This window comes from Pseudoxanthomonas sp. PXM04 (assembly GCF_014851695.1).
In the GTDB taxonomy this organism is placed as follows: domain Bacteria; phylum Pseudomonadota; class Gammaproteobacteria; order Xanthomonadales; family Xanthomonadaceae; genus Pseudoxanthomonas_A; species Pseudoxanthomonas_A beigongshangi.
In genome coordinates, this window is record NZ_JACVAG010000005.1 from 380,426 (window position 1) to 396,114 (window position 15,689).

Sequence of the window (15,689 nt, forward strand, 5' to 3'; positions counted from 1 at the left end):
CCGATCAGTGCAGGAAGCCGGCCAGCTTGGATTCGATGTTGCGCGGGTTCTCGCCCTGGGCAATCGCGATCAGGCCTTCGATGATCATTTCGCGCTCGCGGCTCTGTCCGCCGATCACGCTCTTGAGTTTGCTGGCGACCGGCAGGAAGAACAGGTTGGCCGAGGCGATGCCGTAGATGGTGGCGGTGAACGCAGCGGCGATGCCGTGGCCCAGCTTGCTCGGGTCGGCCAGGTTCTTCATCACCGCGATCAGGCCGAACACGGCGCCGATGATGCCCAGCGTCGGTGCATACACGCCCATCGCTTCGAACACCTTGGCCGCGGCCAGATCCTGGTGCTCCTGGCTGTTGAGGTCGATTTCCAGCATGTGCCGGATGGCCTCCGGTTCCAGCCCGTCGACCAGCATCTGCAGGCCCTTCTTCAGGAACGGATCGCTCTGTTCGTTGACCAGCGGCTCCAGCCCCAGCAGGCCCTGCTTGCGGGCGATGTTGCTCCACTCGACGATCTGCGCGACCAGCCCGTCGTGATCGGCGCCCGGTGGGCGGATCACCCAGCGCGCAATCGACACCGCGCGCTTGAACACCGCCGGCGGCGTATGCACCAGGATGGCCGCGACGGTGCCGAGGATGACGATGACGAAGGCCGCCGAGGACCACAGCGACGACACGCCGGCACCCTTGAGGATGCTGCCGCCGACCAGGGCGACCAGGGCGAGGATGAGACCGATGAGGCTGAAGATGTCCATATGCAGTGGTATCGGCGCTGGCGGTCCGGACTTGAGTTGGCGGGTTGGGGACGGGTGCGCTAGCGGGGTCTGTTCGGCTTTCGGTTGAGGGCGGAAGGGCTCGCGGCCGGAGGCCTCCTACCGGTTTGTTTCAGGTTTGCCGCAATGCCGGACCAGGTAGGAGCGGCCTCCGGCCGCGAGCTCCTGCCATCGCAACGAATCCGCGAGTCCGTGACCGGTCTGTTCCTTCGGGGCGGCATTCGTGTGTGTAAAAAGCAGCGAAGCGTGTTCCGCTTTACGGGGGGCGTGTTGCCCCCATCCGCCCTTCGGGCACCTTCCCCCGCGAGCGGGGGAAGGGAGCGGGTGGCGCGGATTCACGCGGCCGCTTCGCGCAGGCCGTCGACGTCCAGGATCAGCGCCATGCGGCCATCGCCGATCAGGGTCGCGCCGGCATAGCCGCGCAGGCCGCGCACCGCGCGCGGCAGCGGCTTGATCACCACTTCCTCGCGCCCGCGCACCTGGTCCACGACCAGGCCGAAGCGCTGGTCGCCCATCTGCAGCACCACGATGGTCAGCAGCGGCGCCTTGACCGCCTCCACGCCCAGCCAGCGCCGCAGATCCACCAGCGGCAGGGTGGTGGACTGCCGATCCAGCACGGCCTGGCCGTCGAACCAGCGCAGGCTGGAGGCTGGCGCGTGCAGCACTTCCATCACCCTCGCCAGCGGCAGCGCGTAGACCGGATCACCGGCCTGCACCAGCAGGGTCGGCAGGATCGCCAGGGTCAGCGGCACCCGGATCAGGAAGCGGCTGCCACGGCCGAGCTGCGAATGGATCTGGATCTGTCCACTGAGTTCGCGGATGCGCGACTGCACCACGTCCATGCCGACGCCGCGGCCGGAGATGTCGGTGATCTCGGTCTTGGTCGAGAAGCCCGGCAGGAAGATCAGCTGCAGGCATTCGTCGTGCGACAGGCGGGCGGCGGCTTCCGGTTCGATCAGGCCCTTTTCCAGCGCCTTGTCGCGCAGCCGTTCCGGATCGATGCCGGCGCCGTCGTCGCGGATCTCGATGGTGACGTAGTCGCCTTCCTGCTGCGCCGCCAGCCGTACCTGGCCGCTGCGCGGCTTGCCGGTGGCCTCGCGCAGGTCGGGCAGCTCGATGCCGTGGTCGATGGCGTTGCGGACCAGGTGCACGAGCGGATCGGACAAGGCCTCGACGAGGTTGCGGTCCAGTTCGGTATCGGCGCCGATCAGCTCCAGATCGACTTCCTTCTTGAGCGAGCGGGCGACGTCGCGGGCGACCTTGGGGAAGCGCGAGAACACCTTGCCCACCGGCTGCATGCGGGTGCGCATGACCGCGTTCTGCAAGCGCGCGGTGGCGATGTCCAGGCCGCTGACCGCGCGATCCAGTTCCTCGTCGCGCAGGCGTGCGCGCAGGGTCTTCAGGCGATTGCGCGACAGCACCAGTTCGCCGACCAGATTGACGATCGCGTCCAGCCGCTTGGTGTCCACCCGGATGGTCTGCTCGGCCTCGCTGGCACGCGCCGGACGGGCCGGTGAGGCCGGGGCGGGCGCGGGCGGGCGTATTGGTGCGGACTGGGGCGCGGCGGCGGGCGCAGGGCGGGCGGTCGTGGCGCCGGGCACGGCGCCGCCGTGCAGTTGATCCAGCAGGGCCTCGAATTCGTCCTCGCTGATCAGATCCCCACCCGCCGGCGCGACGGCCGTGGCAGGCGGTGCGGCGCCGCCATGCAGTTGATCGAGCAGGGCCTCGAACTCGTCGTCGGTGATCAGATCATTCCCGCCGGCGGCGGGCGTGGCCACCGGCGCGCGGACCGGCGCGGGCGCGGCATCGACGTCGAACTGGGCGATCAGCGTGGCCGGTGCATGCGGCGGCTCCTCGCCGGCGGCGACCGCGTCGAGCATGCGCTGCAGCCAGTCCAGCGACTGCTGGGCGGCGTCGAAATGATCCGCTTCCAGGGTCGCCTTGCCGGCGCGGACCATGCCCAGCGCTTCCTCGGCGGCGTGGCACAGGTTCACCATCGCCTGGATGCCGAGGAAACCGGCGCCGCCCTTGAGCGTATGGAAACCACGGAACACGGCGTTGAGCTGTTCGCTGTCGCCGGGATCCTGTTCCAGCGTCACCAGCTGCTCGCCGAGGCGATCCAGGATTTCCTGGGCCTCGATGAGAAAGTCGGCGGCGATTTCGGGCGTGACGGCGGACATGGCTGGCTCGGTATCGGCGGGGATGCGTGGGCGGACGGCTAGAGCCCGAGCCCCGACAGCAGATCGTCGGCGTCGTCCTGCGAGAACGCCGCCTTGTCCAGGCCCGCCACCGCGGGACCGGCCAGGCCGTCGTCCTTCTTCCTTTCCGGCGGCGGCAGGCCCAGTTCGCCGAATCCCTCGTGCACGCGGCGGACGATGCCGGCGACGCGGCGGATGATCTGGCCGGTGAGATCCTGGTAGCTCTGCGCCAGCGCCATTTCCGACAGTCCGGAACGGATCTGGTCCACCAGCTGGGTCTGCTCGGCGCTGAGCGCGGTCGTCTTGAGCTGGTCGGCCAGGCCGCGGCACTGCTCGGCCAGATCCAGGGTCTTGTGGCTGGCCTGTTCGGTCATCGCGACCACGTGATCCAGGCGCGCGCAGGCGTCGTCGAGATCGCCGGCACCGTGGGTCGGCGGCAGCTCGCCCAGCGTCTGCGCCAGTTCGCGGGCCAGCCGGCCCAGTCCCTGCATCATCGGCTGCGTGCGCCAGGCGGCGATGGTGTCCAGCTCGCGCCGCCAGCCGGCCTCGTCGCCCTGTTCCAGCGCGTCCAGCGCGTGCTGCAGGCGCTCGACCAGCGCGGCGCGGGCGCTACCGGCTTCCATGACCGCAGCCATCAGGCGGCGGCTCCGAGGCGCTCGAAAATCTTGCCGAGTTTCTCTTCCAGGGTCTGCGCGGTGAACGGCTTGATGATGTAGCCGTTCACGCCGTTCTGGGCGGCTTCGATGATCTGCTCGCGCTTGGCCTCGGCGGTGACCATCAGCACCGGCAGGGTCTTGAAGCGATCGTCGGCGCGGATGGCCTTGAGCAGTTCGATGCCGGTCATGCCCGGCATGTTCCAGTCGGTCACCACGAAGTCGAAACTGCCCTGGGCCAGCGCGGTCAGCGCGCTGGAGCCGTCGTCGGCCTCGGCGGTATTGGTGTAGCCCAGATCGTTGAGGAGGTTCTTGATGATGCGGCGCATCGTCGAGAAGTCGTCCACGATCAGGATCCGCATGTTCTTGTTGGCTGTCACGAAGGGCTCCGGGTGCAGCAGGGTAGAGGGGGCTCGAGAGCCTTATCGGCAGGTGGCGGGGAAACTTTTGGGCCGGGATTGGGCTGGGGCCGGGATTGGGGAGTCGGGATTGGGGATTGGGGATTGGGGATTGAAAGAGCCCCCTTGACCAGCCAGGCGGCTGTTAAAAGCGAAAAAGGGGGTGGGCGCCCGCGGAGCGGGCGACGGGGGATTGACCAGCCATTCGGCTGTTGAGAAGCGCTTGCTGTTGGCGCCCAAAGCAAATCCCCCTCAATCCCCCTTTTTCAAAGGGGGAGGCAAAAGCGAAGGCTCTTGCGAATCCCCAATCCCCAATCCCGGCTCAAACATCCCCGCTCAATCCTCCAACCCGGCATCCACGCTCTCGAACACATTCAGCCGACCACGCAGGCGCAGCATGGCCTGGCCGTGGATCTGGCAGACGCGGGATTCGCTGACGCCGAGGACGGCGCCGATTTCCTTGAGGTTGAGTTCCTGTTCGTAGTACATGGACAGGACCAGCTGTTCGCGCTCGGGGAGCTGGCCGATGGCCTTGATCAGCGACTGGCGGAACTCGCTGCGCTCGAGTTGTTGCTGCGGGTTGGGGCCGCCGGTGACCACGGTCTGCGGTTCGCCATGGTCCTCGATGTGCGATTCCAGGCTCAGCACCTGGCCGCGGGCGGCGTCCTCCAGCAGGCGCAGGTATTCGGGCAGCGGCATCTCCATCGCCGACGCGACCTCGGTGGCGATGGCGGCGCGGCCGGTGCGCTGTTCGATTTCGCGCACGGTGGCGGCGGCCTGGCGGGCCCGCCGGTGCACCGAGCGCGGCACCCAGTCGCCGCGGCGGATCTCGTCGATCATCGAACCGCGGATGCGGATCGAGGCGAAGGTCTCGAACGAGGCGCCCTGTTCGGCGTCGTAGCTGCGCGAGGCTTCCAGCAGGCCAATCATGCCGGCCTGGATCAGATCGTCGATCTCCACGCTGGCGGGCAGGCGCGCGGCCAGGTGATGGGCGATGCGGCGGACCAGGTCCGCGTGCACCGTGACGAAGTCGGTGGCCGCCGCTTTCTGGACGGCACGGTATTGGGCGGCGCCGGTGTTCATGCTGGCACGCTCCGGTTGATCATGCGTTCGACGAAGAACTCGACATTGCCGCGGGCGCCGGACGGCGGCTGCCAGCGTGCGGTGACCCGGGCGATTTCGTTGATGGCGCGCGCCGACGGGCTGCCCGGATACGCCTTCACCACCGCCTGCTGGCGCTGCACTGCGCGGCGCAGCCAGTCGTCCTGCGGCACCGCCCCCAGGTAGTGCAGGGCGACGTCGCCGAGGAAACGTTCGCACACGCGGGCCAGCTTCTCGTACAGCTTGCGGCCCTCGTTGGGGTCGCGGACCATGTTGGCGATGACGTGCACGCGGTCCACGCCGCGCTCGCGCGAGAGCACCTTGATCAGCGCATAGGCGTCGGTGATCGAGGCCGGCTCGTCACACACCACCACCACCGTGTCCTGCGCGGCCTGGCAGAAGGTCAGTACGCTGTCGGTGATGCCGGCGGCGGTATCCACCACCATCACGTCCAGGGCGCGCTGCAGTTCCGAGAACACGTTGACCAGGCCGACGTGTTCGGCCGGCGAGAGTTCGGCCATGTGCCGGAAACCCGACGAGGCCGGCACGATCAACAGGCCGTCCGGTCCTTCCAGCAGCACGTCCTCCAACTGGCAGCGTTCGGCGACCAGATCCGCCAATGTGTATTTCGGCGCCAGGCCCAGCAGCACGTCGACGTTGGCCAGGCCCAGGTCGGCGTCCATCAGCAGGGTCCGCTTGCCCATCTCGGCCAGCGAGGCGGCCAGGTTGACCGACACGTTGGTCTTGCCCACGCCGCCCTTGCCGCCGGTCACCGCGATCACGCGGACCGGATGGAAGGCGCCGGTCAGCGGCGGCGTGCTGCGCGGGTTGGTCTGCAGCAGGTGTTCATGCGACATGGATGGCCTCCGCGTGGCTGGGTTCGTCGGCTTCGCGGCGCAGCTGGTCCAGGCGCAGCACCAGGTTGGGCGCGCTGGCGCGGTGCAGGTCTTCGGGCACGCGCTGTCCGTCGGTGATCCAGGCCATCGGCAACTGGTGATCGACGATCACCGACAGCGCGCTGCCGAGCCGGCCGGTCTCGTCCACCTTGGTCAGCACCACGCCGTGCGGCTGGGCGCCGCTGAAGCGGCGGACCACCTCGTCCAGGTCGCCGAAGTGCGAATTGGCCGGCAGCACCAGCAGGGTATGCACCTGCCCGGCGGCGCGCAGCCAGTTGAGCTGGCCGACCAGGTTGCGATCGCGCTGGCCCATGCCGGCGGTGTCGATCAGCACCAGCTTGTAGTCGCGCAGGCGTTCCAGGGTCTGGGCCAGGCGTACGTCGCTGTCGGCCTCGTGCACGGCGATGCCGAGCTGGCGGCCGTAGCTGTGCAACTGTTCGCGGCCGCCGACGCGCACGGTATCGGTGGTGACCAGGGCCACGTCGCGCGGGTTGTGGCGATCGGCATAGGCCGCGGCCAGCTTGGCGATGGTGGTGGTCTTGCCGGCGCCGGTCGGGCCGACCAGGGCAATCACGCCGCCCTGTTCCAGCGGATCCACCGGCAGGATCGGCAGCCGGCGCGAGAGCAGGCCCAGCATCAGGCCGCGCCCGCGATGCAGTTCGGTGTCGGCGGGAATCTGCAGGGCGACGTCGCGGGTGATGCCGGCGTCGAAGCCGTAGTCGTCCATCAGTTCCATCGCCTGCGCGCGCACCGGCGAACCGCGCAGGCGTTCGTCGGTGAGGCGGTGCATCTCGCCTTCGATCATCTCGCGCATCGCCGCCAGTTCGGCGCGCATCTGCACCAGTTGCTCGTCCTCGGCGCGGGCGCGCGCGCCGTTGTCGGCGACCACGCTCAGCGCCGGCGCGACGGCTTCCGGCTGCGGAGCGGCGACGGGCGTGGCGGGGGCCGGCGCCGCCGTGGACAGTTCCGCCGGCACCGCCGGCAGGCTCGCGGCAAGGCGCGCGGCGAACGACATCGGATCCAGCGCGAAGGCGGCGGGCGCGGACGGCTCGGCCGGAATTTCCCGCGCGAACGAGGGCGCCGGCGCGATGAACGCCGACGGCGGCTCGACCGGGGCGCGCGATTCCTCGGCCAGGCGCGATTCGATGGGCGCCGCGGCGGCGACCCGGCTGAAGTAGGCCGCAGCCGCTTCGGCCGGCGACATCTCCGTCGCCTGGCGGTTGGCGGCGGCGCGTGGTTCGGCGGACACGGATGCGGATGCGGACGGCGCGGCGCGCGCGAACGAAGGCGCCGGTTCGGCCGGACGCATTGCCTCCAGCGTGCGCTGCACCAGCGTCTCGTCGTAGTTGGAGGCCGCCACGATCTCGACGCCGTCGTCGGTCATGCGATTGGACAGGATCACCGCATCCGGCCCCTGTTCCTGCCGGACCAGCGCGAAGGCGGTGCGCATGTCGGGAGCGACGAAACGTTTGATTTTCATTTGAGAGGCCGGGATTGGGGATACGGGATTCGGGATTGGGTAAAGCAAGGCGACGGCAAGCCGTTCGAGGTGATTGGATATCTAGGTCGTGTCGTGTTCGTCTTCATCGCTGCATCCCCGTCATGAACCCGCTTTTGCGAATCCCCAATCCCCAATCCCGTCGCCTCAACTAATCGTCCCCACCAGCTTCAACCGCTTGTCCTCCGGGACTTCGCTGTAGGACAGGACCGACAGCGTGGGGACGCTGTGGCGGACCAGCCGGGCCAGTGCGGCGCGGACGCCGCCGGGGACCAGCACCACCGCCGGCTCGCTGCGCGCGTCCTGCTGGGCGACGCAGTCGGCCAGGCTCTGGTGGAGCCGTTCGGCCAGGCCGGGTTCCAGCGCGGCGCCGGTGCCCTGCACGCTGTCTTGCAAGACACGTTCCAGTTGTGGCGCCAGCGTGTAGACGGGAAGCTCCGGCGCCATGCCGGAGATTTCCTGGACGATGAAACGACCCAGCGAGGTACGCACGGCGGCGGTGAGCGCGGCCGGATCCGGGTTCTGCGGACCGAACTCGACCAGCGCCTCGACGATCCGGCGCAACTGGCGGATCGGCACGCGCTCGATCAGCAGGTTCTGCAGCACCCGCACGACCGTGGACAGGGTGAGCGTCTTGGGCGTCAGATCCTCGACCAGCTTGGGCGCGGTCTTGCCGAGGTTGGCGAGCAGTTGCTGCACCTCCTCGTGCCCCAGCAGTTCCGGCGCGTGCTCGCGCACCAGGTGCGACAGGTGGGTGGCGACCACGGTCGAGGCATCGACCACGGTGTAGCCCAGCGATTCGGCCATCGCATGCTGGCCCGGTGTGATCCAGGTGGCGTCCAGGCCGAATGCGGGGTCCCGCCCCGGAATGCCGTCGAGGGCGCCGAATGCGCCGCCGGGATCCAGCGCCAGTTCGCGATCCGGATGAATCTCGGCGGTGGCCACCGGCACGCCATGCACCAGCAGGCGGTAGCCGTTGGACGGCAGTTCCAGGTTGTCGCGGATATGCACCGGCGGAATCAGGAAACCCAGATCCTGGGTGAGCTTGCGGCGCACCGCCTTGATCCGCGACATCAGTTCGCCGCCCTGGGCCTTGTCCACCAGCGGAATCAGCCGGTAGCCGACTTCCAGGCCCAGCGGGTCCACCGGACGCACTTCATCCCAGGTCAGTTCGGCCTGCGGGTTGGACGGCGCGGGCAGCGCGGGATCGGCGCCCGCGGAGCTTTCGCCGCCGGCGCCGGGCTGCTGTTTCTTCCACAGCTTCCAGGCGATGTAGCCCAGCACCGCGGCCAGCGTCAAAAACACGACATTGGGCATGCCCGGGACCAGCCCGACCACGCCGATCAGGCTGGCGGCCACCGCCAGCGCCTTGTGCTGGCCGAACACCTGGCCAACCATCGCGTTGCCCATGTCCTGCGCGCGCGAGGCGCGGGTGACCAGCATCGCCACCGCCGAGGACACCAGCAGCGCCGGCAACTGCGCCACCAGGCCGTCGCCGATCGACAGCAGGGTATAGATCTTGGCCGCCTCGCCGACCGGCAGGCCGTGCTGGAGCACGCCGATCGCCAGGCCGCCGACCAGGTTGATGAAGAGGATCAGGATGCCGGCGATGGCGTCGCCGCGGATGAACTTGCTGGCGCCGTCCATCGCGCCGTAGAAGTCGGCTTCCTCGCGCACTTCCTCGCGCCGGGCCTTGGCTTCCTCGCGGGTCAGCAGGCCGGCGTTGAGGTCGGCGTCGATCGCCATCTGCTTGCCGGGCATCGCGTCGAGGATGAAGCGCGCCGACACTTCCGAGATGCGCCCGGCGCCCTTGGTGATGACCACGAAGTTGATGATGGTCAGGATCGCGAACACCACCAGGCCGACCGCGAAATTGCCGCCGACCACGAATTCGCCGAACGCCTCGATGACCTTGCCGGCCGCGCCATGGCCGTCCTGGCCGTGCAACAGCACCACGCGGGTGGAGGCCACGTTGAGCGCCAGCCGCAGCATCGTGGTCATCAGCAGCACGATCGGGAAGATGGTGAAGTCGAGCGGCCGCCGCACGTAGACCACCGCCAGCAGCACCACCAGCGAGATGGCGATGTTGAAACTGAAGAGCGCGTCCAGCACCGGCGGCGCCAGCGGGACGATCACCATCGCCAGCATCGCCAGCACGACCAGCGGCGCGCCCAGGCCGTGGCGCAGCATGTCCATCACCCGGGAGGTGGGGCTGGGCACCGCGCTCATGCCGGCTTGCCCTCATCCACGTCCACCGCCGGCAGGTCCGGATGCTCGGCCACGGTGCCGTCGCGCCAGGCGCGCAACTGGTAGACGTAGGACAGGATCTGGGCGACGGCGGTATACAGTCTCACGGGGATCTCCCGGCCGAGTTGCCCTTCGCGATACAAGGCGCGTGCCAGTGGCGGCGCCGACACGATGGCGACCCGGTGCGCCTCGGCGACCTCGCGGATGCGCAGGGCGATTTCGTCCACGCCCTTGGCGACCACCCGCGGTGCGCCCATCTGGCCGGCCTCGTACTTCAGCGCCACCGCGTAGTGGGTCGGGTTGACCACGATGACGTCGGCGGTCGGCACCTCCTCGATCATCCGGCGCTGCGACAGCTGGTGCTGCATCTGCCGGATCCGGCCCTTCACTTCCGGCCGGCCTTCGCTTTCCTTCAGTTCCTCGCGCAATTCCTGGCGGGTCATCTTCAGCTTCCGCATCCAGTTCCACTTCTGGTATGGCGCGTCGATGGCCGCCAGCAGCGCCAGCGCGCCGGCGCAGGCCAGCAGCAGGCCGCCGGCGAAGCCCATGCCGGTGCGCACGGCCTGCTCCAGCGGCATGGTCAGCAGCTCGCGCAGGGAATTCAGGCCCAGCTTCAGGCTCAGGCCCGCGGCCAGGCCGATGAAGGCCACGCGCAGCAGCGACTTGAGCAGTTCGGCCACGCTCTCGGCGCCGTACAGGCGCTTGAGCCCGGCCATCGGGCTGAGTTGCTTCAGATCCGGTGTCAGCGCCTTGCTGGAGAATTGCAGTCCGCCCATCAGTACCGGGCCGAGGAAGCCGGCCAGCAGGCACAACCCGATCATCGGCAGCATCACCCACAGCAGTTGCAGCAGCAGGCTGCCGACGTGGCCGAACAACTGGTCCGGGTGCTTGAACAGCTGCGGATCCGGGCTGAGCGCGATCTTCATCCAGCCCAGCGAGCCGCGCGCCAGCGGCATGGCCATGGTCAGCAGCGCGACCACGCCGGCGCCGAACACCGCCGCCGTCGCCAGTTCGCGCGAACGCGGGATGTTGCCCTGTTCGCGGGCTTCGCGCAGGCGTTTTTCACTGGGCTGTTCTGTGCGTTCGCCGCTTTCGTCCTGTTCGGCCATGGCGCTGCGTCGGGAAAACCGACCACCACGCTGCAAGTCCCGTTCCAGTCCGGCGACGGGAAACGGGCGTCGCCCCGTTCACGATGTCGTTTTCTCCGAACAACCGGGTAGGAGCGGCCTCCGGCCGCGAGCTTCTCCCGCCATCCACGCGCGCCCCTGAAAAGCTCGCGGCCGGAGGCCGCTCCTACCCGGTCCAAACGAACCGTTCGCGATCGCCGCGGCGGGTCAGAACAGGTCTTCGGCGATCACGTAGCTGTCGCGGCCGTTGGACTTGGCCCGGTACAGGGCGGCGTCGGCGCGCGAGAACCAGTCGTGCCAGTCGCGTTCATGGCCGAGCAGGGCGCCACCGAGCGAGATGGTGATGCGTCCGCCCGGCCCGCGCAGGGAAGCGCGTACCGCCTTGCGCAGGCGCTCGGTGGCCGATTCCAGCTCGTCGCGGCTGGAGACTTTCAGCAGCACCACGAACTCCTCGCCGCCGAACCGGTAGACCTGGTCGTCCTTGCGCATCTCGAAACGCAGGATCGAGGCCAGATCGGCGATGGCGTCGTCGCCCGCGGCGTGGCCGTAGAGGTCGTTGACCTCCTTGAAGTGGTCCAGGTCCAGCACGATCAGGCCGTATCGCCCGCGCCCCAGCGTCTGCTGTTCCACCGCGTGGGTGAGCGCGCGCTCCATCATCCGCCGGTTGGGCACGTTGGTCAGCGCGTCCAGCGAGGCCAGTTCCTGCAACTCGACCCGGTCGTCCTGGCTGCGGGTGGCGAAGATGTAGGAGAACAGCGCGGTCAGCGCGGCCGTCACCAGGGTGGACACCGCATGGAACACGTCCGGGAACACGCCCGGCAGCAGGCACAGCACCGCCAGCATCACCAGGCCCGCGCCCAGCGCCAGCCGGCGGTCGGCGAGGAAGAAGTTGGTCAGCAGGACCAGATAGAGCCAGGTCATGGCGATCGGGCCGATCAGCCAGACGGCCAGCAGGCAGGCGCTGGAATTGAGCAGGCACAGCAGATCGCCGGCGCGCGCGCTGTTGCCGCTGTTCCGGGCATAGACCACCACGCCGAAAATCGCCGCGGCGATCACCCCATCCACCGCCAGCGCCAGGAAATCGCCGTGCAGCCAGCGGTAGACCGCGAAGGCGGCGATCACCACGGTCGTGGTCACGCCCAGCAGGGTGATCAGTTCCAGGCGGATGTCGCGGTTCTTTGGGGTCATCCCGGTCAGGGTCTGGCGCCCGGTGGCGCCGGCATCGTGATTTCGTCGTCTTTCCCGATGCAAGTCTAGTGCCGGAATTCCGACTGCGGGTGAAACCCGTCAAGGAATCGTTGCCCATCCGCCGGATAGCCCTCGTAGGAGCGACGTCAGTCGCGACCGGAACCCCGACATGTCCGCGCCACCCACCGCAAGATGGACCGTCCCCGTGGGAGCGACGTCAGTCGCGAAGGGGGCCGGCATCCCGAATCGCGACTGACGTCGCTCCCACAGGAAGGACCCGGCGGTTCAGCGGGCGGGAATCAGGCTCAGGTCGGCGCGGTATTCCCAGGTCTCGGTTTCCGCCGACAGCACCGCGGTGGCCAGCGCGGCGGCCGCGTCCGCCGCCTGTGGATCGGAGGATCGGGCGAGCAGGGCGTCCAGGCTGCCGTCGCCGCGGTCATGGTCCTGCCAGCCGCGCAGCGCGACCAGATGCAGATAACCGGGCGCGTCGCCACTGACCGGTTCGTACCAGCTGTGCGCGGGCGCATCGGCCGGCAGCGCCGTCCGGGCGAGGCGGACCGCCCGCTCGAACGCCGCGCGTGCGCCGGGCCGGACCACGTAGCGGGTCACCAGCAGGCGTGGCGAAGGCTGCCAGCGTTCCAGCGGGAAGCCGCTGCTCAGATCCCGGCGCAAACGGTAGCTGGCGCGCAGCGCCGGTTCCACGAACGGGGTGACGTTGCGCGCGGCGTCGGCACCGTCGCCGGCCGGATCGACGCGCCGGTCGAACGCCGCGAACGGCGCGCCGAAACTGCCATCGACGAACATCCCGGCGCGCTTGCCGTCGCTGACATACCAGCCGTACCACACCAGCGGATCTCCCGCCTGCCGGTGCCACGCCAGATGGCGGCGATAACCCTCGTCGAAGGCTTCACGCTGGCCGGGCCTGGTCCAGTAGCCGAACAGATGGGCGGCATCGCCGCTGTCGCGGGTGGACGCCGCCGGATGGGCGGCGGAAGCGGCATGGGCGCCGGGCAGCAATGCGGCCAGCAGCAGGCAGGCGGACAGGAATCGCATGACGGGCATCCGGCGAAGGGGAATGGCGACAGCCTAGGCCGGACGCGCGCCACCGGCCATTTCAAATCCCGGCGTCGCCATTCGATGACATGGAATGCTCGCGCCCGGCTTACCATCGGCGTTCCTTCCGCTTTCCTCCGGCCGATGCTTCCCGATTTCCGCCGCCTGGCCGTATTCCGTACCGTGGTTGCCGAGGGCGGCGTCAACGCCGCCGCGCGCAGCCTGCACAAATCGCCCTCGGCGGTGACCTACGACCTGCAGCAGCTCGAACGCCAACTCGGCACGCCGCTGTTCCGGCGCAGCGGCAGCCGGCTGGTGCTGACCCCGCGCGGGCGGGTGCTGGCCGCCTCGATCGAGCGCGCCTACCTGGATCTGGGCCAGGCCTGGCAGAACGTGCGCGAGGACGTCGCCGCCGAACCGATGCGGATCGCCTGCGTGTCCGGCTTCGGCCGCTATCGGCTGGTGCCGCGGCTGCTGTCGCTGCTGCCGCCCGAGCGCCCGCTGGAAGTGCTGTTCCGCACCGCCAGCCAGGTGCTGGCCTTGCTGGAAACCGGACGGGTGGCGCTGGGCGTGAGCTATCGTCCGCTGGTGACCGCCGGCATCGCCTCGGTGCCGCTGGGCGAAGAGGAACTGGCGCTGGTCGGCCCCAAGGCACGTCGCGCGACGCCCCGCGCCGCGCAGATCGCCTCGCTGCCGTTCGTGACCTACGAGGAGTTCGACTACGTGTTCTTCCGCTGGTTCGAAAGCCAGCAGTTGCCGCTGCCGGCGCGCTGGCACCGCAGCGATCATTTCGACGAACTGGAAGAAGCGCTGGAGAGCGTGGCACAGGGACGCGGATGGTCGATCGTCCCGCTGGATTCGGCGCTGGGCAGCGCCTACCGCTCGCGGGTGCGCGTGCACCGGTTGTCCAAGCCGTGCTTGAACGAGGTGCACCTGATCGGACGGGAACGGGATTTGCGCAGCGAGGATGCCGCCTTGCTGCGCAGGGCGGCGGCGTAGACCGTGGCTTTCGCCATCGTGCCGCCCGGTCGACATCGCCGCCGTTCCTCCACGTAGAGCGGGGCTTGCCCCGCTGCTCCTGCTCTGTTTTTTTGCCTGGGTGCCCAAGCCCACGACGCCTTTAGGCGTCATTGATATCGGACGCTGCCACGCGTGATTGCCAGGGGCGATTCGCCCTGGCGCGTTTGCAGAAGGCAAAGGCCAGGGCAGCGGAGCGAGCTCCGCTCTACGGTGTCAGCTGTCGCGCGGCGTCGAAGGTCTGGTCGAAGATGCGCTGCACCGGCGGCCCGAGTTCACCCGACAACAGCGCCAGCAGGAACAACCCCAGCAACAACGCGGTCGGCAGGCCCAACTGGATCGGATTGAGCGCCGGCGCCGCGCGGCCCAGCACACCGAACGCCAGGTTCACCGCCAGCATCGCCACCATCACGGGCAACGCCAGGCTCAGGGCCGCGCGCAGGATCTGCATGAAGAACGCCGGTGCGACCTGCAACACCGCCTGCGGGTCCGGCAACGCGGTCCCGATCGGCAGCGAGTGGTAGCTGTCGACCAGCAGCGCCACCAGCGCCAGATGTCCGTTGAGAGTGAAGAACACCAGCCCGAAGGCCAGGTAGAACCACTGGCCGACCACGCCGGAATTCACGCCGCGCAGCGGATCCGACATCTGCGCGAAGGCCAGGCCGGTGCCCTGCGAGATCAGTTCACCCGCCAGCGCGCCGGCCTCGAACGCCAGTCGCAGCAGGAAGCCGATGCAGGCGCCGACCGCCAGCTCGCGCGCGGCGGTCAGCACGTTGGCCGAATCGAAGGCGATCTGGGTGGGTGGCGACGGCAGCATCGGCGCCAGTGCCAGCGACAGCGCGCCGGCCAGGATCACCCGCACCCGTACCGGCACCGCGCGGGTACCGACCAGCGGCATCGCCATCAGCATGGCGCCGGTGCGCAGCATCACCCACAGCAGCGTGGTGATCAGGCCGAACGCCTGCTGCCCATCGATGACCATCTGGGTGGCGGCATTCATCCGCGCATCCCCGCCGGTTTGTCAACACATTCGACGGGCCGCCACCGTGGAAAAACCAGAACGGCACCCGGACATTCCCCCCTTTGAAAAAGGGGGGGCAGGGGGGGATTCCCCCGCGATGCCTGGCCAACCGTCGCCACCGCCTCACCCAATCAGATGCGGCAAGCGCTGGAACAGCGCCGTGGTGTACTCCACCAGCGTGCCCATCAGATAGCTGCCGGTGGCGAACAGCGCCGCGGTCAGCGCGATGGCCTTGGCGACGAACGCGATGGTCGGCTCGTTCAACTGCGTCGCCGCCTGGATCACGCCAATCACCACGCCGACGACCAGCACCACCAGCAAGAGCGGCCCACCCACCCACAGCGCGATTTCAAGGCCGCCACGGAGTTCGGTCAATGCGGTTTCGGGAGTCATTTGGGTGCCGGGATTGGGGATTGGGGATTGGGGATTGGGGATTGGGGATTGGGGATTGGGGATTGGGGATTGGGGATTGGGGATTGGGGATTGGGGATTGGGGATTGGGGATTGGGGATTGGGGATTGGGGATTGG

13 protein-coding genes and 1 pseudogene are annotated in these 15,689 nt (G+C 68.8%); 1 reads left to right on the top strand and 13 read right to left on the bottom strand.

All coding sequences use genetic code 11. The features are described 5' to 3' along the window. Positions 1-4 precede the first annotated feature (4 nt). From IB228_RS14575 to IB228_RS14625, 11 genes and pseudogenes are all read right to left on the bottom strand, one after another. A complete protein-coding gene (locus IB228_RS14575) occupies positions 5-745 on the bottom strand; it encodes a flagellar motor protein (RefSeq protein WP_183636974.1) in 741 nt (246 codons plus the stop codon). A gap of 353 nt (positions 746-1,098) precedes the next feature. After that, complete coding sequence (locus tag IB228_RS14580) at positions 1,099-2,943, bottom strand: chemotaxis protein CheA (protein ID WP_192199000.1); 1,845 nt, start codon at positions 2,941-2,943, stop codon at positions 1,099-1,101. A gap of 38 nt (positions 2,944-2,981) precedes the next feature. After that, the gene (locus IB228_RS14585) at positions 2,982-3,596 is read right to left on the bottom strand and encodes a protein phosphatase CheZ (RefSeq protein WP_183636970.1); all 615 of its coding nucleotides are present in this window, start codon (positions 3,594-3,596) and stop codon (positions 2,982-2,984) included. Then, positions 3,596-3,976: a chemotaxis response regulator CheY gene (cheY, locus tag IB228_RS14590; RefSeq protein ID WP_141452861.1), complete on the bottom strand. Its 381-nt coding sequence runs from the start codon at positions 3,974-3,976 to the stop codon at positions 3,596-3,598. Before cheY ends, IB228_RS14585 begins: the two co-directional genes overlap by 1 nt. A 372-nt stretch (positions 3,977-4,348) precedes the next feature. Then, positions 4,349-5,095, bottom strand: a complete 747-nt coding sequence (locus IB228_RS14595; protein WP_183636968.1) for an RNA polymerase sigma factor FliA — start codon at positions 5,093-5,095, stop codon at positions 4,349-4,351. Next, positions 5,092-5,904, bottom strand: a pseudogene (locus IB228_RS14600) (MinD/ParA family protein); the annotation flags it as partial. The pseudogene IB228_RS14600 and the gene IB228_RS14595, both read right to left, overlap by 4 nt. Positions 5,905-5,959: 55 nt before the next feature. After that, the gene (flhF, locus tag IB228_RS14605; RefSeq protein WP_192199001.1) at positions 5,960-7,489 is read right to left on the bottom strand and encodes a flagellar biosynthesis protein FlhF; all 1,530 of its coding nucleotides are present in this window, start codon (positions 7,487-7,489) and stop codon (positions 5,960-5,962) included. 165 nt (positions 7,490-7,654) lie between these two features. After that, entirely contained in the window at positions 7,655-9,736 is a 2,082-nt protein-coding gene (gene flhA / locus IB228_RS14610; protein WP_192199002.1) for a flagellar biosynthesis protein FlhA, read from the bottom strand. Then, positions 9,733-10,863: a flagellar biosynthesis protein FlhB gene (gene flhB / locus IB228_RS14615; protein WP_192199003.1), complete on the bottom strand. Its 1,131-nt coding sequence runs from the start codon at positions 10,861-10,863 to the stop codon at positions 9,733-9,735. The genes flhA and flhB overlap by 4 nt, the downstream gene beginning before the upstream one ends. A 225-nt stretch (positions 10,864-11,088) precedes the next feature. Then, entirely contained in the window at positions 11,089-12,069 is a 981-nt protein-coding gene (locus IB228_RS14620; protein ID WP_192199004.1) for a GGDEF domain-containing protein, read from the bottom strand. 285 nt (positions 12,070-12,354) lie between these two features. Then, positions 12,355-13,122, bottom strand: a complete 768-nt coding sequence (locus IB228_RS14625) for a hypothetical protein (RefSeq protein ID WP_192199005.1) — start codon at positions 13,120-13,122, stop codon at positions 12,355-12,357. Positions 13,123-13,266: 144 nt separating this feature from the next. On the opposite strand from IB228_RS14625, the gene IB228_RS14630 reads away from it, so the two are divergent. Next, positions 13,267-14,121 (top strand): LysR family transcriptional regulator, encoded by an 855-nt coding sequence (locus IB228_RS14630; protein WP_183636954.1) that lies wholly within the window; start codon positions 13,267-13,269, stop codon positions 14,119-14,121. A gap of 226 nt (positions 14,122-14,347) precedes the next feature. On the opposite strand, the gene fliR is transcribed toward IB228_RS14630, so the two are convergent. Continuing rightward, on the bottom strand, positions 14,348-15,139 hold the full coding sequence (fliR, locus tag IB228_RS14635) for a flagellar biosynthetic protein FliR (protein WP_141452584.1): 792 nt from the start codon (positions 15,137-15,139) through the stop codon (positions 14,348-14,350). Between the two features lie 144 nt (positions 15,140-15,283). Beyond that, on the bottom strand, positions 15,284-15,553 hold the full coding sequence (locus IB228_RS14640; RefSeq protein ID WP_183636952.1) for a flagellar biosynthetic protein FliQ: 270 nt from the start codon (positions 15,551-15,553) through the stop codon (positions 15,284-15,286). Positions 15,554-15,689 lie beyond the last annotated feature (136 nt).